Raw genomic sequence first — 20,236 nt, 5'->3', positions numbered from 1 at the left:
CGGGCTCCGCTCCAGGCCCCGCGATTGGGGTTTTGCGCCAGGCCTCGGTCCGGGCTCCGCTCCAGGCCCCGCGATTGGGGTTTTGCGCCAGGCCTCGGTCCGGGCTCCGCTCCAGGCCCCGCGATTGGGGTTTTGCGCCAGGCCCCGGTCCGGGCTCTGCCCCAGGCCCCGCAACTGGGGCTCCGCCTCAGGCCTCGGTCCGGGCTTCGCCCCAGGCCCCGCAACCCGGGCTCCGCCCCTTCTCTCGGCGTCGATATGCGGCCCCCAGGCCCCGGGGTCCAGGGGCGGAGCCCCTGGTTACGGGAAGGGGCGGGGAGGGGAAAGGAAAACATCGCCATGCGGCTTCGCCGTGTGGTCGGCCGGACACCCCGGCAGGCGGACACCTCGACAGGCAGGCGGACACCCCGGCAGGCAGGCGGACACACGAAAAAAGTCCCTCCCCTGCGATCAGGGGAGGGACTTTTCTAAGGAGCGCCGAGCAGGCCTTGCACCTACATCCCTCGTTTGGAGACGAGTATCTTTCCTTAGACGACCGACGCATCAACTCCCGCCCTCCGGGGCGGCGTTGCGAGATCAACTATACCCCATCCGGGGGATCACAGCCGCCACAGCGGGGCGTCGTACCGCTCGGGCTGAGTCCCGATCAGCAGGGCCCGCAGATCGGCGCGTTGGACACCGTTCAGCCCGAGGACCTCGGTGAGACGCCGGAAGGTGGTGTGGCTGACGCCGCGGGCGCGGGCCTCCTCCGCGAAGCGGGTGACCCCGGCCAGTACGGCCCTTGGCCGGAACGGACCCTCGGGCGCCGCCCCGGACCGCGCGGCCTTCTCCCGCTCGTAGTCGATCTCCGAGTAGCCGCAGATCTCCCGGCAGTGCCACTCGGCCTCGGCGAGTCCGGTGGTGTCGGCGATGGCCCCGGCCAGCCGGTTCCGGCGGAACGCGGTGTCGAGATCCGCCTCATGGACCACAGCCCCGTCGTCCGTCAGGGGAATCGTGAGCCCCGCGTCCCGTACCTCGCACAGCCCTCGCACCCCCCGCGCCGCGGCCGTGAGCATGCCGGTGGCCTCCGACGGATGCCACTCCATGACGGGGCCGATGGGCGCGACATCGCCGGCGGTCAGCGTATGGACCACCCGCTCCAGCCGTTCGTGCAGCACCTCCACCGGAAGCTCCCCGTCCAGCCCGGGCCCGGCGACCAGCAGCCGGATCTCCGCGTTCACCTGCGCACACGCGGCGAGCGACAGCGCGTCCCCGAGCGGGCTCCGCAGCGTCGGCTCATCGCCGTGCGCGAGGATGTCGCCGCCCACGTCCAGCAGGTCGACCGACGCCGGGGCCAGATGCTCGATCAGCTCCTCCAACTGCCGGACCATGCCCTCGACGCCGTGGTGGGGGTCGAGCAGGGCGAAGGTGTGCGGCAGCTCGGCGGCCAGCCGGGGCAGTGTGGATCCGGCGGGCGCCACGGGCTTCCCGTCCGCGGGCACGGCGTACACGTTCGGCGTCAGCGCCCGCAGACCGGTGAAGTCGGCCGCGGCCCGGGGCCCGGGGACGGGGTCGACGAGCAGCCGGTCCCAGGCGTAGGTCAGGACCACCGCCCGGTCATCGCCCGCCCCGCGCCCGTACAGGGCCCGGTCATCGCCCGCCCCGCGCCCGTACAGGGCCCGGTCGAGCACCGCGGCGGCCACCGCGTCCCCGCCTCCTCCGCCCGCCACGATCAGCCGCGTCATCCGCCCAGCGTACGGCGGGAACGGACAATTCCGTCGTAGGAGACGCGGCGGTCGTCAGTGCGCGGTGAGCCCGCCGTCGACCACGAGCTCCGAGCCGGTGACGAACGACGACTCGTCGCTCGCGAGGAACAGCATCGCCGGTGCGATCTCGTCCGCCCGGCCGGCCCGGGCCATCGGCGTCCGTACGATGTCCGGCTGCTGATCGCCCTGCTCGTCCAGGAGGCCCTGGATCATCGGGGTGGCGATCACCCCCGGGTGCAGCGAGTTGACCCGTACGTTGTCGCGGGCGTACTCGACCGCCGCGGTCTTCGACAGCAGCCGGACCGCGCCCTTCGACGCCTGGTACGCGGCCGCCGCACCGCTGCCCACCAGCCCCAGCACCGAGGATGTGTTGATCACCGACCCCCGGCCGCTCGCGCGCAACAGCGGCATGGCCGCCTTCATCCCCAGCCAGGTGCCCTTCTGGTTCACCTCGATGACACGGTCCCAGGACGCCTCATCGGTGCCCTCGATGCCCGGCCAGTCCAGGATCCCGGCGATGTTGACCAGCACGTCCAGGCGGCCGAAGCGCTCCCCCACGGTGGCGATCACATCGCCCCACGCCTCCGCCGAGGCGACGTCCAGCGTGGCCGAGGCCACGTCACCGCCGCGCTCCGCGATCCGTTCCTCCAGAGCCTTCAGGGGCTCCGCGGCCACATCGGTGAGCAGCAGCCGTGCTCCCTCCTGCGCGAAGAGTTCGGCGGTGGCCGAGCCGATCCCGCCCGTCGCTCCGGTGATCAGCGCGACCTTGCCGTGCAGACGTCCAGACATGGGTACTCCGTTCCTCATCTCGCTTCCGACCCGGGACGCGACCCGCGTCCCGACTCGCGTCCCGACCCGCGTCCCGGCCCAGTCTGCGCAGGTCAGCGGGGGTCAACCAGGACGCGTGCTGCCTGGGTGCGGCGCACCCAGGCAGCGATACGGGAACGAGGCGGACGGGCCGGTCAGACGGTCTGGGACTTCACCTCGGTCTCCTCGGGCTCGTCCGGTTCCTCCGGTTCCTCCGGCCCCTCCGGCTCCTCCCGGCCCTTGCGGTCCTTGCCGTCCTTGAGGACGGCCGGGTTGGTCTCGGGAGCGGCCGCCACGGCGAAGACCGTGACCGCGCCCATGCCGATCATGAACAGCGCGATCGGCCAGGACGCCCCCGACCACGCGAGCAGGGCGGTGGCGACGATGGGGGAGAACCCGCCGACGATCATCGACGCGAGCTCATGCCCCAGGGCGAGCCCGCTGTAGGCCACCCGGCTGGCGAAGAGTTCGGTGAAGAACGCCGGCTGGGTGCCGATCATCGCCCCGTGGCCGATCACGACCGCCACGAAGATCGCCACGAAGATCAGCACCGGATTGCGCGAGTCGAACATCGCGAAGAACGGATAGGCCCAGACGATCACCGCGATCGCGCCCCCGATATACACCGGTCGGCGTCCGATGCGATCGGAGAGCGCCCCGAACATCGGCATCGCGAACGACTCGAACAGCATCCCCACCACGAGCGCGGCCAGCACCACCCCCTTGCCCACCCCGACCTCGGCCGCGTAGGAGAGGCTGAAGGTGAGGAAGAGGTAGCTCGCACCGGTTTCGGCGACCCGCGCCCCGAAGGCGATCAGTATGGACTTGGGGTGGGTGCGGATGACGTCGATGAGCGGCGGCTTGGACTTCTTCTCCGGCTCCGACTCCGTCTCGCGGAACGCGGGCGTCTCCATGATCCGGAGCCGGATCAGCAGCCCGACGGCGGTGAGCAGGATGCCGACCACGAACGGAATGCGCCATCCCCAGGCGAGGAAGGACTCCTTGGTGGTCACCGCCTGGGCGAGTGCGTAGGCGGAGGCGGAGAGGACGAAGCCGAGCCCCACACCGGTCTGGCTCCAGGCCGAGTAGAAGCCGCGGCGGTGGCTCGGTGCGTGTTCGCTGACGATCAGCACCCCGCCGCCCCACTCGCCGCCGACGGCGATGCCCTGCACGATCCGCAGCGCTATCAGCAGCACCGGTGCCCAGATCCCGATGGTGGCGTAGGTGGGCAGCAGACCGATCAGACAGGTGGCGACACCCATGATCACAAGTGTGGTCACCAGCATCGACTTACGGCCGATCCGGTCACCGAAGTGCCCGAAGACGATTCCGCCGATCGGCCGGGCGAGGAACCCCACCGCGTTGGTGCCGAAGGCGGCGATCGTTCCCACCAGCGGATCGAAGGTCGGGAAGAAGAGGGAGTTGAAGACGAGCGCGGCGGCCGTGCCGTAGAGGAAGAAGTCGTACCACTCCAATGCGCTACCGAACAAACTTGCGATCGCTGCTTTGCGTACTTCGCGCGGGGTGCCCTTCACGTCTGCCATGTCGGCTCTCCAATGGCCGCTTCGAATGGGATCACGACCTGCGGCTCGGGTGGTGTTGGGGGATTGTTCGCCGCTGTTTCTCGTGGCGGGAATGGCGGCGTTCCGCTCACCGGGACAGGACGCGAACCGGCGGCCTCCGGCCTTTCAGGAGAGCTGCACCCGTACGCCTCTCACGCGTCCCACGTTCGTGGGATTTGCATACTTTCATGCCTTACTCTCCGCTTCGCCTGGTCACGCCTTCACGGTGTCGGTTCCGTCCAGGGGCCCATGACGAAGGGAAGACACACATGCGTGGAAGGCTCGTCATCGCTGCCGCGGCACTGACCATGGCGCTGACGCCTGGCGTCGCGTCGGCGACACAGGACGGCGACGACCAGACGACCGGCTCTTACAGCGCCGAGGCGACGATGCCCCAGGGCTCCGAGGCGGCCATGCCGGAAGGCTCCGAGAGCACCGAGTCCCAGGGCTCCGAGGCGGCCATGCCGGAAGGCTCCGAGGGGGCTGAGTCCCACGGCTCCGAGGCGACCAAGTACCAAGGCTCCGAGGCGACCGCGGAGTCCGAGGGCGCCGAGTCAACGGCCTCCCAGAGCTCAGAGATGCCCGCTTCCCACGGAGCCCCCCGCTCCGACGAGGGCGTGCCCGGCTACGAGGTGGTCACCCTGCCCAATGAGAACGTCCCGAACTTCCAGCGGCGCACGGTGTACTGCCCGAAGGGGAAGAAGGTCATCGGCGGCGGCGCCGAGGCCCGGGGCGACACCGCCATCCTGGTCGGCAGCTTCCCCACCGCTGACGCACGGGGCTGGATCGGGCTGGGCCGCCAGACCGCCACCGACAACGTGGGCATCAGCGTCTTCGCGATCTGCGCCAACGTCTGATCGTTCATGCGGGACAAGTGCGCCCCGGTGGGCGTCGCGGGCGTCGTGGGCAATGAAGAAGCCCCCTCCGGATGGATCCGGGAGGGGGCTGTGCCCCGGTGGGAGTAGCGGGTTCACTCCGGCGTGCTGACCGGCCCGACGAAGGTCCCCGGGCGGGTGGCGCCCGACTGGTCCAGCAGCGCCCCGCCGTACGGCCAGTCCAGCGAGAGGTTCGCCTCCTCGTTCGGCGGGGTGATCACGACCTGGTCCGGTGCGAACTTCTTGTCGTCGTCGCGGGTCGACGCGAGGAAGGTGATGTCGAAGGTGACCCGCCCGCCGGCGTCGACCCGGACCGGCTTCGGCTTGTCGTCGGTGCGCCGCAGGTCCCAGGTCTCGCCGTGCTCGGTCTGGAGCTGGACCCCCGGGAAGCCGACCATGGTGCAGTCGGTGCTACCGGTGTTCTTCAGCACCACCCGGGCGGTCTGCTGCCCGTCGTACTCCATGTCCGGACCGCCCTCGAAGTTCGACCACGCCGCCTCCAGGTGGTCGCTGGTGCAGCGGCTCGCCGACGAGGAGCCGCCCGAGGCGTTGCCCGCCTTGGCGTCGATGTCCTCACCGGAGCCACCGGTCGAGCCCGACCCGCCGCCCGAGCCCCCCGACGTGCCGTTCGCGGTCGCCGAGGCCGAGCCCCCCTTGGCGTCGCTGTCGGATTCGCCGCCTCCACAGGCCGTGAGCGAGAACGCGGCAGCGGCGATCAGCGAGGCGACGGCGACGGTGCGGGTACGGCGGAGAACGGTCGTACGCGACATGGGATCCCCCCAGGGATGGGTGACGTGTGGGCCGAGGACGCGGCGCGTTGTCCACGGTGCGTTCCGCGTCCTGGGAACAACCCTGTCCGCCGCCACTGCCGATCGGCTAACCCCCGGCTAACACGCCGCTGTCACACTTAAGCGCAGATCCCTCCCGGACACGAAGAAGCCCCCTCCGGATGATCCGGGAGGGGGCTTTGCCCTGGTGAGGGCTGCGGTGGCTGGGGCCGGGGTCGAACCGGCGACCTTCCGCTTTTCAGGCCGCGTAAGGCTGCTGCCGGTGGCCGGTTCGCCTGGCTGGGCGGTCCGCTGACGTCCGCTGCTGGCGTCGGTGTACGGGGCCGTTGGCGTCACGGCTGGCGTCAGACGACCTCTTCGTGATTGGGGCCTGTCGCGTTCGGCTGCGGGCACTTGCTGACCACCACTTTAGGAGTTCGATCGCTGCTCGGCACCGCCGGGGGCTGGCTGGCCATGCTGGCCGCCGCAGATCGCCTAGGAGTGCTGGAGTCCGGCGCCGTTGATGTCACTCGTGGATGTCAGAACGGCGTGACTTCGTGCGCTCGCTGGCACGATGGTCTCGTGGTTGACCTGGAGCGCATCCAAGCAGAGACGACGGCGTACTTGCGAGCACTCGATGAGGACGCCACTGTGCGGTACCACTTCTGCCACGCTGATAAAGGCCCCCATGCCTATCCACCCCCCGCTTCCTGCGCTGCCAGCAACTCCGTTGCGAGCTCCTGGAGGGTTCGATCACCATTGACCTGCCAGCGTGTTGGGCCCTGAACTGCAGGCGGCGCTTTGGCCCAGTCAGCCATTTCCCAAATGCGGACGACGAGTCCACTGGCTGAGTAAGCGAGACCGTCGTAGGACCAGATGAGTGGCTTCGTACGGTGGTTCTGCCAACGGGCCTGAGACCTACGCTCGTCGACCGCAAGCCACTCCCTGGTTGCCAGCGCCTCCGCGGGGTTGCTCGGGACGTACGTCAGCGGTGTTCCATCTTTGATCAGGCCAGCGTTGACAAGGGTTGGAACTGTGGCAGACGCACGACGCCGGTTTGGCCGTGCCAATGCCACGTATTCGTGTGGAAGTTCCGGCGCAAGGGCTCCGCTACGTACATCTTCCGTCACCAGTTGTGCAAGCTCTCTGCACCGCGCCTCATTGGTGAACGTGCTCATGAGAAACGAGGTAGGGCCGTAGCTGAGGTTCACTCGATACACCAGCCAAGGCAAGATGGCAGCGACCAGCTCGGGTATGGCTGTCAACGCGGATTCTATAGGAAATGATAATTCATCAATTTCCGCAAGATCGAGCAACTGGAATACCAGGTGTGTGATTAACAAGTCACCGTGCTGGGCGGTGGCATGCGTACGGCCTTGGAGGTGATTACGCAAAGCAGCGAGCGCTGTTCCAGTCTCTCGCTGGATTTGTACGCATCGCCAGATTCGACAGGCGCTCGGCACTTCCCCAAAAAGTCGCTGATATGCCCCTTGGGAACCTGCTTCCCAGAGTAGCTCAGTATCCCGCTTGGTCCGTACGGCAAGCTCCGGTGTTCTGTAAGCGCATGCGAGAGCCACAGCTGCTTGCACGACAGAGCATCCGGAGTCTGGAACGGGGTCTACTTCACCGCGCTTGTACACGTAGCTTTTACCCAGGGTCAGATCGAAGTCTTGGCGGATCTGAGCCTGCTTTTCATCAAGGGAGATGAAATCTCGACGGTAGACGTCATTTTGCGTATTTGTTGTTTCGGCAATCCGATAGGCGTACTTAGCGTAATCGTCGCCTAGGGCGATGATTCGAACTGAAACATCGGCCTCTGCTACCGTTTCCGGCTCCTCCTGCATGGCTCGGTGAATGGATGTAACGGTTTGAGCGCCATTGACTACGGTGGCGCGCGTTAGCCTCAAGTCTACGGGATGGTCGGGATGTCGACGTCCGGGATAGAAGGGCTCGACATAGTCGCACAAAACGGTGATTCCGTTATTGAAGTACCAAAAGTTTTCTGGCTCTTCTGTCAGTGTCTTTTCGATACCGACATTGATGCGCGTAAGTCCCAGCGACTGCCGGATATTTTTCGAGAAGAGTTGGGCGCCGTGTCTCTGGTATATCTCGGCTACATCCCGTGCCCACAAACTTCCCTGATACGACGGGAACGGTAGATCTCGTCTAAGCCATTTCAGCAAACGTACCGTGACGTCCACTGGGGCTGGCATGCGATCCTCGCGTAGCTGCTGCAGCAGCTCGGTGGTTGTCATGAGGTCATAACTCAGCATCGGCCCGTGACCATGATGGTCCTCGCTAACGCGGTTGAGGATCGCAGTTGTATGAGAGCTGAGCGGATCCTTACCGGTAAGTGCGATTACCAGGTTGATTTTAAGGTTAGGGTCACCCAGTGCGGAGTCGAGGGCGGCTGTGAATGGCTGCAGCTTTTTATTGAACGTGTCGAACTGCCTATTTTCAAGCAGTCGCAGTCCATCAACTAAGGCCCGGGCGGCGTCAGTATGGAACCCTGCCGTTCCCTTGTCGCTCCACTTTGCCTGAACCAGCCAAACTTGGGAACCGTCTGTAACCGCCACAGCGTCGATCCCATTGTCATCACTTCCGTCGATCACCGCCTCGGCGCAACGCTTCAGCTCCCAACCCGTCACCCGGCGAATTGCAGTGGCTGCCACTGCGCGCGACAGAAAAGCACGTTCTCGCTCCTGGTCAGAGTTCCGCTTCAGGTCGCTCTCATCGATGAGCCCTTGGTATGCCTGTGTCAAAGCTGATCGCATCTGGTGCAACTCAAGTGGCCTAGTCTTCACAGGTCCCCCGTCCGTGTCACGTCTCTCTGATGTCGCACCTTCGCTCGCATGCTGGCGCGCGGACGACTCTAGTAGCGCTTGTGCTTCTCGGGTGCGCTGTTTGGACCAGAGCGCAGCCACGGCAGCAAGCGTCGTCTCCGCGGCGGGAGCTCAGCAACGCGCAACACCGTGCGGTGCGGCATTGCGTGCGAGTGAGCGGGCTCGGGATGGACGGTGCCCTCGCATCACAGTCCGGCTCTGTGTGACCTTCAAGCCCTCAGCTTGGGAAGCACTGGCTGAAGCGGGACTAGTGCGGCGCTGACCTGCGGTGACGGTGCCTTGAGGGGAGCTGGCGGAGACGGCTGATCAACCGCTAATGACCGCAGGTCGCCGTTGATTCTGGCAATCTGGCACGCCGTCGGCGCGAGATCGTGGCCGAGGTGGATGCCGTATCGCGCGGCTGGTGGCAGCGAGGGGGAGCAGCTTTGGACGAAGCCGCTGTCCTTCATTGGCTGGTCGCGACACGTCAAACAGCCACGGCGTTTGAGCTGCGGAGGAGGGGAGCAGACTACCCTCTGTGTAGCCTCTGATCACTTACGTGATCAAAGACCAGGCGTCACACCTCGGTGGGACGATGGACTCAACCGCTGGGAAAGGGGTGTAGCCGTGACCACTGCTGTCCGCGACGATAGCGCTCTTGAGGTGCGCATCGCCCCCACTTCAACCCGACTCGATCTCAAGACTTACACGCAGATCCTCAACGAGGTCAGGATGTCGCTTGAGGAGGTTGACCGGACGGCCTTGCCTGTCCGTACTCCTCGCCTTCGATGGGCTATCGAAGAGATGGCCATGGAGTCGGACATTCGCATCGTCTTGGTACCGGCGGTCATACCAACCAAGCGAACTTGGCAGTCGATTGCGGCACCGCTGCATGGTTACGTTGACGGCATCGAGTCTCTGACGGACTCTCCCCGCATCCCTCCGTTCTTCAGCGAGCGGACGGTGGCTAGAGTCAGTCACATCGGCAAGCATTTTGGATCCGGCGGCGTTGAGCAGGTGGCTGTAACCAGTCTTAACGGCGATCGCCATACCGCAGTTGTCGACGAGGGTACCGTCAGCAATGCCACGCAAGCTGTTCTTCCTGCAAAGAGTGCCTTTTCCAGTGTGACTGGCACGTTGGATGTGCTCAGTCACAGCAAGGGAAGTTCCCCGCGGGCACTTATTCGGGACCCACGCACTCGTCACGCTGTCCGAGTGGTAGCTCACAGTGAGCATAGTGAGATTCTGCGGAACGCTTGGGGGAGGCGAGTAATGGCGTCAGGGATCTTGCAAAGGAACTCTGAAGGGCAAGCCGTTTCTTTGCAGATGAGTGACTTGGAAGTTTTGCCGGACTATCAATCTCAAATGGACCCGGCAGATATCCTGGGCATCAATCCGCGAATGACGGGCGATCTTAGTACTGCCGAGTACCTAAAGCAGGTGAGAAGTGCCTGAGCCTTTGGTTTACGTTGACGCTGATATCTTCCTCAACGTCATCAAGAAGGAAAAGGGCTTATGGCCTAACTCATACAAAGTTCTTCGCGCTGCCTATAGGGGTGACATACAGGTCGTCGCTTCGACTCTTCTGCTGGTCGAGTTGAATGGCCATAAAGGTGATGTGGTGCCAAGTGATCGAGATCGGGTAGTAGATGAATATCTTGATCGCCTTGATATCCAGTGGGTTGAAGTGGACATTTTGGTGGCGAGGGAGGTCCGGCAACTCGCTGCCCAGTACAACCTGCGTGGTCCCGACGCTACTCACCTGGCCACGGCGATTCGCATGAAAGCCGATTATTTTTTCTCGCGCGATAAAGCGTTCCCGCACGGTCAGACTATAGGGATAACGCATGTCACTGGCCCTCGCGAGGTCTGGAACCCGACAACGGATGATGCTGAGATTGATCTAATGGCGTCGTCTGATGTCGGCAATTAGGCCCCTACGCAGAGCCTTCGAGCAGTGGTGTGTGGGTGCACCGGTCCGTTGTCCTGAAGGGGCCGAGCGGCACGTGATGGGGAATGTGTGGCCAGCTCGTTAAGATCTCAATTCGTCGCTGCGGCTTCCTGCGTAGATTTCGAAATCAGTCTTCTGGTCGATTGGATGGATGGTTTCTGTGGTCTTCTAAATATTTAAAGGCCAGGAGGGCGGCGGGGAAAATTTTTCTCGATGAACCCAAGAACCGTGTTGCAGTTTCGGCAGAGAAGTGCGCGCACGCGTCTCGTTTTGTGATCGTGGTCGATGGCGAGGATATGGCGAGTGCCGTACTTGGGCGTCGAGGTTTCCTCTTGGCCGCAAATGGCGCATAAGTTGGCCTGTTCTTTTCTTATTCTTTCGTACTCGGTAGGCGTTACCCCGTACCGTTCCCAATTAGCCTCTCGGGCCTTGGATATGACCTCATCCTGACTGTATCGTCGGCGTCGCCTGGCCTTGCAGCACTCCTTGTACGGCTGCTTTACCTGCCCTGTCCTTGGGTGTGAGTAGAAGGCGCTCCGGTGTAGATCCTTGCCGCACTCTCTGCAATCGAACTCATCGTCTGGTGCAGCTGACCATTGGCTTATCGTCACGGGGTAAGAGACTACTAGCGGTGCGGGTCACTGCCTGGGCTCTCTTCAAAGTCGGCTCCACGGGTTTGGGCGGTGGCCTGCCCGGTTTGGGGTCGGGCATGGTCAGGGGGCCGTACGCTGGTTGGCAACTCGGGCAGGCTTTGGACCTGCCCGGAATTAGCACGAGTGGCCCCCTGGCCTTGCTCGACGCGGGACCCGGACCGGGGAGGTGCCTAAAGCCGTGGAGCCGACCCCCAGCCACGACGGTGCTCTTCTCCTCAGCCAAGGTGCCCGTTGCTGTCGCGCGGCTCGGCGGTCGGGCCGGAGCGGGGCGGAGACAGGAGCGGCGGCCCGCGCCGCCGAGCCGCGCGCGCCGCGCTTGCGCGGCGCACTTGAACCCGTAGAGAAGGTTGTAACTCAGCGGTCGTTGGCCTGGTGGCGGGCGATCTTGTGTGTGGTGGGGCATGAGAACTGTTCGGCGCATGCCGGGAGGCGTCGGGATTCGCGGTGGGCGTGCGGGAGGAAGATGACCGGCCGGACGATCCATTCGATGTGGGTGTCTTGTTGGGTGAGGGCGAACGTGGCTGCTTCGCCGTTGGTGAGGGCGTCTTCGGCTTCCTTGTGGCCGTAGGTGACCCAATCCCATGCCTTGTGGGCTGTTTCGCGGTCGAGTGCTGAGGCGATGGTTCGCACGGTGACGCGGATCCATCGAGTGGCCTCGCTCGGGCTGTCGGTTTCGATGGAGGCGAGCAGGACCGAGCGGGGTCCTGTGACTGGTGAACGCGTCCAGCACTCGCACCAGTAGCCGGGTCGCAGTAGGGGCCTCAGCATGTCGTGGCTCCTGCCTCGGGTGCTACGAGTTGGGCAGTGACGGTGCGGCCGTGCTGGCTGCCGGTGATGTCCAGGCGGCGGGCGAGTGCCATGACGATGGTTAATCCGCGGCCGTGGGTGTCGTCCGGGTCGGCCTCCGTGGAGCGGGGTTCTTCGGGGTGGCCTCCCTCGTCGGTTACGGAGATCGCGACGGTGCGGGGTGAGAGGGACAGCGTGAGCTGGAATGTGCCGTAGGGGCTGCCGCTCGCGGTGTGGGTGAGGGCGTTGCTGCCGAGTTCGCTGACGATCAGCTCGGCGTCGTCGGCGCAGGGGTGGTTGTTGAGGATGTCGCGGGTCCAGCGGCGGGCGCGGGTGACTTCTTCTCGGGATCCTGGGCACATCAGGCCCCAAACTCGCGGAGCACTCATATACTCGTCCATACAAGTTCCTTCGTGCTGGTAGGGGCTATGGGTCGTGGGTGCGTGCTAGATGAGTCGTACGCCGTCGTGGGCGCGGATGGCCGGCGGGGAGGTGTTGTCGAGCGCGTCCAGGACGCGGATCGCGTATGCCTCGTCGGCGAGCTCGGTGACCTCGTCGCGGGTGGCCCAGCGCAGGGCGCGGGTTTCCGCTCCGGTGGTCGGGGTGCCGTCGATGGCCTCGCAGCGGAAAACCATGGAGACGATCAGGCCGGTCATGTTCTTGTAGACGCCGGTGAGGGTCGCGGGGAGCGCGATCTTGATGCCGGTCTCTTCGAGGACTTCCCGTTGCAAGGCGTCCGGGATGGTTTCCTCACGTTCGAGCACGCCGCCGGGCGGTTCCCACTTACCGTTGTCCCGTCGCTTGATCAGCAACGCACGGCCCGCGTCGTCGACGATGACTCCGGCGACGCTCACGGAGTGCGGGCGCTCAGTGCTCACGTTCCTCTGCCCTCTCGGCTGGCTAGGCTCTCCACCGTAGCAATCCCGGTCAGCCGCTCGTCTAGATACCTAAAGGAGTATGTGCGAATGGCTTCTCTGACTTCCGTCCTGGGTGTATTGGACCCGACGAGCGACCGGGCGGTGTTCCGGCAGATCGCCGACGCGCTGCGGGAAGCGATCGACAAGGGACGCTTCCGGGAAGGCGACAAGCTGCCCTCCGAGACTGAGCTGGTCGATCACTTCGGTGTCTCGCGGATGACCGTCCGCAACTCCCTGTCGCTGCTCCAGCAAGAGGGGCTAGCCGTGTCCGAGCACGGCAAGGGGGTCTTCGTCCGACCCCGGCCGCCTGTGCGGCGGCTGGCTTCGGATCGCTTCGCGCGGCGGCATCGGGATCAGGGGAAGGCTGCCTTCACCGTGGAGGCGGAGGCTGCGGGGAGCCGTCCGGAGGTGGACAACCTGGAGGTGAAGGAAGAGCGGCCGTCGCCGGACATCTCCGCCCGGCTGGGTTCGCCTCGTAAGGTGCTGGCTCGGCGGCGGCGGTATCTGCTGGATGGGCGGCCGGTGGAGTTCGCCACCTCGTATCTGCCGCTGGATCTTGCGCGGAACACTCCGATCGCGCAGCCCAACCCCGGCCCTGGTGGCATCTACGCCCGGCTGGAGGAGATGGGGCACCGCCTGGACCACTTCGATGAGGAGATCCGGGCCCGGATGCCCTCGCCCGCCGAGGTGCGCACGCTCCAGCTCGCCTCCGGTGTGCCGGTGATCCATCTCGTCCGGACCGCTTTCGACTCGGAGGGGCGGGCTGTGGAGGTCTGCGACACCGTGATGGCCGCTGACGCGTACGTCCTCGCCTACCAGCTGCCTGCCAACTGACGCATGGCCGGGGCGTGGTCGCCCCGGGCTGCTTCTGCTGACTCGTACACACGAAGATGCATACTCGTATAGACGAGTGGGCAAGCTGTGTGGCATGGTGGTCCCCGTTCCCGCTCGTTCGGGTTCGAAGGCCGCAACTCATCTACACAACTAGGTGCGTTGTTCGTGAGAGAAGGAGAAGTAGTTGCGTTCCATCCGAGTTGAGACCTCCGGTGCCACGGTTCTGCTGACCGAGGCGCCGGAGCCGAAGGTGAAGGACCGGCAGACCGGCGAGATCGCCAAGGACGCCCAGAGCGGTGAGACGCTGATGCGGCTCGGCGTCGTCTACATCGACGACGGGGAGTCCTCGTTGCTTCAGGTCACCGTGCCGGAAAGCGGGGTCACGGAGGGGCTGGCGCTCGGGGCGCCGGTCACGCTGATCGGTCTGATCGCCCGGCCTTGGGAGTCCGTGTTCAACGGGCAGCAGCGTCATGGGATCGCCTTCCGGGCCGAGGCCATCGCCCCGGCCGCCATATCGGTGGGTGCGGGGGCCTGAGTCTGATGGCTGATGTGATGAGTCTGGTGGAGGTGGGTGGTCCGGTCGCCGGAGTGGTCGGCGGGGCCGCCTACCTCCGAGCCCGGCACCCGGCCGCCTACTGGTCCATGGTCGGGATGCCCATCTCCACGGCCCGGCTGCTGGGGTCGTACGGGTCCGTGATGGACGCGTGCGGGCTGACCGTTCCGCCGTCGCGGCTGCGGGCCTGGGCGGTGCGAGCGCTCACGCATCGGGAGGTGCGGCCGGTGCCTCCACGTCGGGGGCTGATCCGTCCGACGTCGACCGGGCTGCGGGTCCGGCTGCGGCTGGCACCGGGACAGGAACCTGCCGACGTGGCTGCCTCCGCCGAACGGTTGCGGCATGCCTGGGGAGTTCACGGCGCGTACGTGGAGGAGATCAAGCCTGGCGTGGTGGAGTTGCGGCTGATCGGCTTCGATGTGCTCCGGAAGGTGCGGATGCCGCGCAAGACCGGTGGGGGCTTCCTGAAGGTGCCGGTGGCGCTGCGGGAGGACGCGACGCCGTTCGTCCGGGACTACCGGGCCATCCCGCACCAACTGACGCTGGGCGCGACGCTCTCGGGGAAGTCGATGTTCCTGCGGCATCTGATAGCCGGGCTCGCCCGGCAGCCGGTCGTGCTGGTCGGGATCGACTGCAAGCGGGGTGTGGAGCTGGCGCCGTTCGCTCCACGGCTCTCGGCTCTGGCTACCGATCCTGTGCAGGCGGCGGAGCTGCTGCCTGTGCTGGTCGGGCTGATGGAGGACCGGTACGACCTGATCAAGGCCCGGCAGGGCATCGCTCCCAGCACTCCGGATGAGGAGATCGCTTCTGACATCTGGGGTTTGCCGGAGGGTGAGCGGCCGGTGCCGGTGGTGCTGCTCGTGGACGAGGTGGCCGAGCTGTTCCTGGTCGCCACGCGGAAGGACGAGGAACGGCGGGACGAGATGGTCACCCAGCTCATCCGGCTTGCCCAACTCGGCCGCGCGGCAGGCATCTACCTGGAGGTGTGCGGGCAGCGCTTCGGCGCCGAGCTGGGCAAGGGGGCGACGATGCTGCGGGCTCAGCTGACCGGCCGGGTCTGCCACCGCGTGAACGATGAAGCCTCCGCCAAGATGGCGCTCGGCGACATCGCCCCAGAAGCAGTCGGCGCGGCCTGTGCCATCGCTCCGGAACGGCCCGGCCTCGCGGTCGCCGGGGACACCTCTGGCGGCTGGTCCCGCATCCGCACGCCGTACTTGTCGCTGGGTGACGCGGCCGAAGTGTGCCGCGAGGCAGTCCACCTCGTGCCGGACATGCCCGCGCTCGAACCCTTCCGGCCGGATGTGCCGGCCGTTCCGGTGAGCGCTCCAACATCTCTACTCAAGCCGCTTCCGGCCGCCGAGTAATCCACCCGTCTGACGGCTGGCGCGACCGCATCGCGCCGTGTCCCTACCCCCGCCATGCCTGAAACCGAGAGGGAGTACCTGTGTCCCGTCCCACTATCTCCGAAGTCTCCGCGTTCCTGGCCGACCTGGCCGACTTCCGCACACGCGGGGCCGGGAGCAAGGCCGAGCTGATGAACCGCAAAGCGGACCTGTTGGAGCGCATCGCCGCTGCCCAGCCCGATGACGCCCAGGCCGCTGAGGTCGCCGCTGCCGCTCGCGCCCGTGCCGACGAACTCACAGCGGGCGGCTGACCGAACCGGAAGGAGTCCCTACCCATGCGCGCTCATCTGGCGCGGGTTGACGCGGTGCTGGTACAGGCGGTCATCGCTGCCGCGCTGTCCTTCGCCCACCTGCATGATCTGGCCTCGGCGGCCGGGCAGGACGGGTGGAAGGCGTGGGCGTACCCGGTGTCCGTCGACCTGTTGCTTGTGGCGGCCTGGAAGCGGCTGCGGTCGGGCTCGTCCAGGGCGGCGGGCTGGTGCTGGTTCGTCATCGCCCTGACCGCGTCGCTCGGGGCGAATGTCGCCACTGCCGGGCTGCTCGACCTGGCCGACGTACCGGACTGGCTGCGCATCCTCGTCGCCGGATGGCCAGCCGTCGCCTTCCTCGGCGGAACTCTCCTCGCCCACACAACACCAGCGACCGAAACCGCGTCGGCCTCGGCCGAACCCACTGAAGCTGTCCCGGTCCCGGCGGCACCGAAAACCGCGGGGCCAACCACTACCCCGGAGCCTGAGCCGCAACAGTCCGCGCCGCACGTTCCGGCCGCGCTGGTGAACCACGCGCGCAAGCTCGCCGACGACCACCACGCCCGTACCGGCTCGCCCATCGACCCCGAGACCCTGCGCGCCCGTCTCGGCGTTCCCGCGCCGCTGGCTGACGCCATCGCCTCCCGCCTCTGACAGGAGTCCACCATGCTCCGCCGCTTCCGCAACGTCATCCGTATCGGCCCGGTCCGGGTCGGCAGCGCCAACGATCAGCGGGGCCGGGTGAAGCACACCGCCGTGTGCACCGCTCCCCGCTGCGACTTCTCCGCCGACTACGACACCCACGCCGCCGCCGAGCTGGCCGCCCGTACGCACCGCTGCCCCATCCGCTGAAAGGAGATCGCCCGTGACCGTCAGCCTGCCCCTAGTCCTCGTCCTGGGCGCCGTCGCCTGGATCGCGATCAAGTTCATGGGCGTCCGCCTGTGGGTCGCCGTCGTGATCGCGCTGTTCGGCTTCTGGCTTGCCCACACCGGTCTTGCGCCGTCCGTGGAGTCCGGTACGCGCTCCGGCGTCGACTCCGTCAACGAACAACACGACTAGACGAGTAGCTGAGAGGAGATCGCAGTGTTCCGACCTAAGTACCCCGAAGCCCCCAAGCCGTCGATCGTCCACGTGCCCACAGCCGTCCCGACCGCCCAGCACCATCACGCCCCGGCCTGCTCCTGCCAGCACGCCCCCGCGCCCGCTCCAGCTCGCCCGGCCGGGGTCTTGAGCGGGCTCAACGCCGGAACGGTCGGCGCCGTGGTCACGGTCGGCATCATCCTGACCGCGCTCCTGGCCGCTGTCGCTGTCACGGCCGTCTCCGTCGCCGTGGCCGCCGTGGTCATGCGCTCGCTGCTGGCCAGCCAGCGCCGCCGCTGATCCCGCTCGAACACGACTGCCGGGGCGGCCTCGATACCGCCAAGCATCCGCCGCCCCGGCAGCCCAACCCCTCCCGACCCAAGAGCCGAAAGAGGAGACCCCATCATCACCCGCACCACCCCGCCACCGCTGCCCGAACTCCGCAGCCTGGCAGCACTCGGCACCATGCCCGCACTGCTCCGTCAGCTCTCCGGCCTCGGCGGCTGCACCAGCCCGATCCGCCTCGACGGCCACCGCACCGAACATCACCTTGACCGGGACACCGGCGAGATCGGCCGCGTCCTCCACCACCTGGACTCCACCGACCTGCCCGCCGGGCATCTACTGGTCCGCTGCAACAACCGCCGTGTCACCCGCTGTGCGGCCTGCGCCGAGACTTACCGCCGCGACACCTTCCACCTGATCACCGCCGGACTACGTGGCGGCAAGGGCATCCCGGAAGACGTCGCCACTCACCCTCGCGTCTTCGCCACCTTCACCGCGCCCAGCTTCGGCCCGGTCCACAACCGGCCCACCGGTCCGGCTGGCACGGTCCGTCGGTGCCGGTGCGGCGTCCGCCACGACCAGGACGACGACGCGCTTGGTACACCGCTGGCCCCGGACCGGTACGACTACGAATCCGCGGTGCTCTGGAACGCTCACGCTGGCCTGCTGTGGCGGCGGGCCTCGATCTATCTGCGGCGGGAGGTCGCCAAGCGGGCCGGGCTCACACAACGGGCCTTCCGCGAGCACGCCCGACTGTCCTTCGCCAAGGTCGCCGAGTACCAAAAGCGCGGCGCCGTCCACTTCCATGCCGTGATCCGCATCGACGGTCCCGGCGGTGGCGACACTCCGCCTCCGACCTGGGCCACCGTCGAGCTGCTGACCGATGCCATCCGCGCCGCTGCGTCCAGGGCACAGGTTGCTGGGCCGGTCATCGACGGCCGGGCCTACACCTTCGCCTTCGGTGACGAACTCGACGTACGGCCCATCCGAGGCGCCGACTTCAACGGCCGCCAGGAGCTGACCGACCGGGCCGTTGCCGCGTACATCGCCAAGTACGCGACCAAGGGCGCCGAGACAGCGACGGGGGCCCTCGACCGGCCGATACGGCTCATCGCCGAAGTCGCCCAACTCGACATCAGCGAGCACGCCCGCCGCCTCGTCCGCACCGCCTGGGCCCTCGGCGCCCGCAAAGACCTGGCACACCTCCGGCTCCGCGCCTGGGCCCACATGCTCGGCTTCCGGGGCCACTTCTCCACCAAATCCCGCCGCTACTCCACCACCCTTGGCGCGCTCCGCGACGCCCGTGCCGCCTGGCGTCGGGCCCAAGTCGCCGCCGAGCTGGAGGAGAGCGAGACCACGCTCGTCCTCGCCCAATGGGCCTACGCCGGTACCGGCCTCACCCCCGCCGAGGAATGGCTCACCGCCACCATCACCCCGCTCCCGGAACGGAAGGAGAGCCAACCCATGGCTGACGAACTGCTCACCGTGCCGGAGGTGATGGCCCGGCTCAAGATCGGCCGTTCCACGGTCTACGACCTGATCCGGTCCCGGCGCCTGCCCTCCATCACGATCGGCCGCGCCCGGCGCGTCCCCGCCGCCGCACTCCGTGACTTCATCGACCACCAGATTGCCGAGGCCGCCTGATGCCATCGCAGCGCAAGCGCAACCCCAATGGGGCCGGAACGATCACCAAGCGCAAGGACGGCCGTTACCACGGTCGGGCGTACGTGATCACGGCGTCCGGCATCCGTAAGCGCAAGTCCGTGTATGGCGAGACGTGGGAGGAGGTGCACCGCAAGCTGATCGATCTCCAGTCTCAAGATCAGAAGGGGGTGCCCCTGCCCGACACCGATTCGACGGTCGGCGAGTATCTGGCCTACTGGCTGGCTGAGGAGGTGGCGCCCAACCGGCGGCCCAAGACGTACCAGGGCTACGAAAGCGTCGTGCGCGTCCACCTGGTACCCGGCCTGGGTAGCAGGAAGCTCCGCGACCTGCGCGCCCAAGAGGTCCGGGTGTGGCTGAACCGGGTGCGCGAAGAATGCCAGTGCTGCAAGAACGGCTGGGACAAGGAACGGGCAAAGCCGCAGTGCTGCGCCGCTCGCCGTTGCTGTGAGCGCAAGCTGTCGGCCCGCATGGTCCAGTCGATTCACGCCGTGCTGCGGAACGCCCTGGAGCACGCCGTCCGCGAGGAGCTGATCATGCGGAACGTCGCCAAGCTCGTGAAGACCCCGGCGCCCTCCTACCGGACCGGCAAGGGGCTCTCACCTGCTCAGGCCAAGCTGGTCCTGAAAGAGCTCCGGGAGCACCGCTTGCACGCCCTCTACGTCCTGGCGCTGCTCCTCGGCATGCGGCGCGGTGAGCTGCTGGGCCTGCGCTGGTCGGCGGTGGACCTGGAGCGGGGCACCCTCACCGTGCTGACCAACCTCCAGCGCGTCGGCGGGGAACTGCGGCTCGTCCTGCCCAAGACGCGGTCTTCCGAGCGCACCATCCCCCTCCCGCCCCTCGCCGTCTCCGCGCTCCGCGCCCACCAGGAGCGTCAGGCACAGGAGCGGGCGGCGGCCGGCATGGCCTGGCAGGAGAACGGGCTGGTCTTCCCCTCCCGGATCGGGACTCCGTACGAGCCGGACAACCTCCGCCGGAGTTGGGACCCGGTGCGGAAGCGGCTCGGCCTGGACCTGCGCTTCCATGATCTCCGACACACCTGCATCACCCTGCTGCTGGATCTTGGGGTCCCCGTGCACGTCGTCCAGCAGATCGCCGGGCACAGCGATCACGGCGTGACCATGCAGGTCTACGCCCATGCCTCGCTTGATGAGCAGCGGAAGGCGCTCGGCCGTCTGGAGGACCGGTTGGCGTAGATCCGGTGATCCGGCGCCGTTGGCGTCAGCCGTAGGCGTCACGGGCAACGAAGAAGCCCCCTCCGGGTGACCCGGGAGGGGGCTTTGCCCAG

The 20,236-nt window shown here is 66.7% G+C and carries 22 protein-coding genes and 1 pseudogene; 14 read left to right on the top strand and 9 right to left on the bottom strand.

Translation table 11 applies throughout. The features are described from left to right. Nucleotides 1-596: 596 nt before the first annotated feature. The 3 genes from LIV37_RS23930 to LIV37_RS23920 all read right to left on the bottom strand — a co-directional run bounded on the left by LIV37_RS23930 (nt 597) and on the right by LIV37_RS23920 (nt 4,093). Nucleotides 597-1,721, bottom strand: coding sequence for a DUF1152 domain-containing protein (locus LIV37_RS23930; RefSeq protein WP_020869668.1), 1,125 nt, complete (start codon nt 1,719-1,721; stop codon nt 597-599). A 54-nt stretch (nt 1,722-1,775) separates the two neighbouring features. Next, the gene (locus LIV37_RS23925) at nt 1,776-2,531 is read right to left on the bottom strand and encodes an SDR family NAD(P)-dependent oxidoreductase (protein WP_020869667.1); all 756 of its coding nucleotides are present in this window, start codon (nt 2,529-2,531) and stop codon (nt 1,776-1,778) included. A 173-nt stretch (nt 2,532-2,704) separates the two neighbouring features. Continuing rightward, nucleotides 2,705-4,093, bottom strand: a complete 1,389-nt coding sequence (locus LIV37_RS23920; protein ID WP_121824575.1) for an MFS transporter — start codon at nt 4,091-4,093, stop codon at nt 2,705-2,707. A gap of 287 nt (nt 4,094-4,380) precedes the next feature. On the opposite strand from LIV37_RS23920, the gene LIV37_RS23915 reads away from it, so the two are divergent. After that, entirely contained in the window at nt 4,381-4,968 is a 588-nt protein-coding gene (locus LIV37_RS23915) for a hypothetical protein (RefSeq protein WP_020869665.1), read from the top strand. A 113-nt stretch (nt 4,969-5,081) separates the two neighbouring features. Here the strand turns inward: LIV37_RS23915 and LIV37_RS23910 are convergent, their stop codons facing one another. Next, a complete protein-coding gene (locus LIV37_RS23910) occupies nt 5,082-5,756 on the bottom strand; it encodes a DUF4232 domain-containing protein (RefSeq protein WP_020869664.1) in 675 nt (224 codons plus the stop codon). A gap of 689 nt (nt 5,757-6,445) precedes the next feature. Continuing rightward, a complete protein-coding gene (locus LIV37_RS23905; RefSeq protein WP_121825308.1) occupies nt 6,446-8,527 on the bottom strand; it encodes an AIPR family protein in 2,082 nt (693 codons plus the stop codon). Between the two features lie 675 nt (nt 8,528-9,202). On the opposite strand from LIV37_RS23905, the gene LIV37_RS23900 reads away from it, so the two are divergent. Next, nucleotides 9,203-10,030, top strand: a complete 828-nt coding sequence (locus LIV37_RS23900) for a hypothetical protein (RefSeq protein ID WP_148717805.1) — start codon at nt 9,203-9,205, stop codon at nt 10,028-10,030. Beyond that, the gene (locus tag LIV37_RS23895) at nt 10,023-10,508 is read left to right on the top strand and encodes a type II toxin-antitoxin system VapC family toxin (protein WP_121824576.1); all 486 of its coding nucleotides are present in this window, start codon (nt 10,023-10,025) and stop codon (nt 10,506-10,508) included. Before LIV37_RS23900 ends, LIV37_RS23895 begins: the two co-directional genes overlap by 8 nt. Before the next feature lie 194 nt (nt 10,509-10,702). Here the strand turns inward: LIV37_RS23895 and LIV37_RS52635 are convergent, their stop codons facing one another. The 4 genes from LIV37_RS52635 to LIV37_RS23880 all read right to left on the bottom strand — a co-directional run bounded on the left by LIV37_RS52635 (nt 10,703) and on the right by LIV37_RS23880 (nt 12,819). Beyond that, on the bottom strand, nt 10,703-11,137 hold the full coding sequence (locus tag LIV37_RS52635; protein ID WP_121824577.1) for an endonuclease domain-containing protein: 435 nt from the start codon (nt 11,135-11,137) through the stop codon (nt 10,703-10,705). A 396-nt stretch (nt 11,138-11,533) separates the two neighbouring features. Next, on the bottom strand, nt 11,534-11,947 hold the full coding sequence (locus tag LIV37_RS23890) for a hypothetical protein (RefSeq protein WP_121824578.1): 414 nt from the start codon (nt 11,945-11,947) through the stop codon (nt 11,534-11,536). Further along, the gene (locus LIV37_RS23885; RefSeq protein ID WP_121824579.1) at nt 11,941-12,366 is read right to left on the bottom strand and encodes an ATP-binding protein; all 426 of its coding nucleotides are present in this window, start codon (nt 12,364-12,366) and stop codon (nt 11,941-11,943) included. Before LIV37_RS23885 ends, LIV37_RS23890 begins: the two co-directional genes overlap by 7 nt. A 45-nt stretch (nt 12,367-12,411) precedes the next feature. Continuing rightward, a complete protein-coding gene (locus tag LIV37_RS23880) occupies nt 12,412-12,819 on the bottom strand; it encodes an NUDIX hydrolase (protein WP_020869659.1) in 408 nt (135 codons plus the stop codon). Between the two features lie 111 nt (nt 12,820-12,930). On the opposite strand from LIV37_RS23880, the gene LIV37_RS23875 reads away from it, so the two are divergent. The 11 genes and pseudogenes from LIV37_RS23875 (at nt 12,931) to LIV37_RS23825 (ending at nt 20,144) form a co-directional block, all read left to right on the top strand. Beyond that, nucleotides 12,931-13,716: a GntR family transcriptional regulator gene (locus LIV37_RS23875; protein ID WP_020869658.1), complete on the top strand. Its 786-nt coding sequence runs from the start codon at nt 12,931-12,933 to the stop codon at nt 13,714-13,716. A 184-nt stretch (nt 13,717-13,900) separates the two neighbouring features. Beyond that, the gene (locus LIV37_RS23870; RefSeq protein WP_020869657.1) at nt 13,901-14,251 is read left to right on the top strand and encodes an SCO3933 family regulatory protein; all 351 of its coding nucleotides are present in this window, start codon (nt 13,901-13,903) and stop codon (nt 14,249-14,251) included. A 5-nt stretch (nt 14,252-14,256) separates the two neighbouring features. Continuing rightward, complete coding sequence (locus tag LIV37_RS23865) at nt 14,257-15,633, top strand: FtsK/SpoIIIE domain-containing protein (RefSeq protein ID WP_020869656.1); 1,377 nt, start codon at nt 14,257-14,259, stop codon at nt 15,631-15,633. 80 nt (nt 15,634-15,713) lie between these two features. Continuing rightward, nucleotides 15,714-15,923, top strand: a complete 210-nt coding sequence (locus LIV37_RS23860; protein WP_020869655.1) for a hypothetical protein — start codon at nt 15,714-15,716, stop codon at nt 15,921-15,923. A 24-nt stretch (nt 15,924-15,947) separates the two neighbouring features. Next, nucleotides 15,948-16,574 carry a DUF2637 domain-containing protein gene (locus LIV37_RS23855; RefSeq protein WP_020869654.1) on the top strand — a complete coding sequence of 209 codons (627 nt, stop codon included), beginning with the start codon at nt 15,948-15,950 and terminating at the stop codon, nt 16,572-16,574. Nucleotides 16,575-16,586: 12 nt separating this feature from the next. Beyond that, on the top strand, nt 16,587-16,772 hold the full coding sequence (locus tag LIV37_RS23850) for a mobile element transfer protein (RefSeq protein ID WP_020869653.1): 186 nt from the start codon (nt 16,587-16,589) through the stop codon (nt 16,770-16,772). A gap of 13 nt (nt 16,773-16,785) precedes the next feature. Continuing rightward, nucleotides 16,786-16,980 (top strand): hypothetical protein, encoded by a 195-nt coding sequence (locus tag LIV37_RS23845; RefSeq protein ID WP_020869652.1) that lies wholly within the window; start codon nt 16,786-16,788, stop codon nt 16,978-16,980. A 24-nt stretch (nt 16,981-17,004) separates the two neighbouring features. After that, entirely contained in the window at nt 17,005-17,301 is a 297-nt protein-coding gene (locus LIV37_RS23840) for a hypothetical protein (protein ID WP_121824580.1), read from the top strand. 165 nt (nt 17,302-17,466) lie between these two features. Next, a pseudogene (locus tag LIV37_RS23835) lies at nt 17,467-18,758 on the top strand (replication initiator). Then, the gene (locus LIV37_RS23830; protein WP_093463518.1) at nt 18,751-18,930 is read left to right on the top strand and encodes a helix-turn-helix domain-containing protein; all 180 of its coding nucleotides are present in this window, start codon (nt 18,751-18,753) and stop codon (nt 18,928-18,930) included. Before LIV37_RS23835 ends, LIV37_RS23830 begins: the two are co-directional and overlap by 8 nt. Further along, nucleotides 18,930-20,144, top strand: a complete 1,215-nt coding sequence (locus LIV37_RS23825) for a tyrosine-type recombinase/integrase (protein ID WP_020869650.1) — start codon at nt 18,930-18,932, stop codon at nt 20,142-20,144. The genes LIV37_RS23830 and LIV37_RS23825 overlap by 1 nt, the downstream gene beginning before the upstream one ends. Nucleotides 20,145-20,236: the final 92 nt, after the last annotated feature.

Origin of the sequence: Streptomyces rapamycinicus NRRL 5491 (assembly GCF_024298965.1) — a bacterium.
GTDB classification, from domain to species: domain Bacteria; phylum Actinomycetota; class Actinomycetes; order Streptomycetales; family Streptomycetaceae; genus Streptomyces; species Streptomyces rapamycinicus.
Note: the sequence above shows the minus strand (reverse complement) of the source record. Positions and strands in the feature narration are given on the sequence as shown.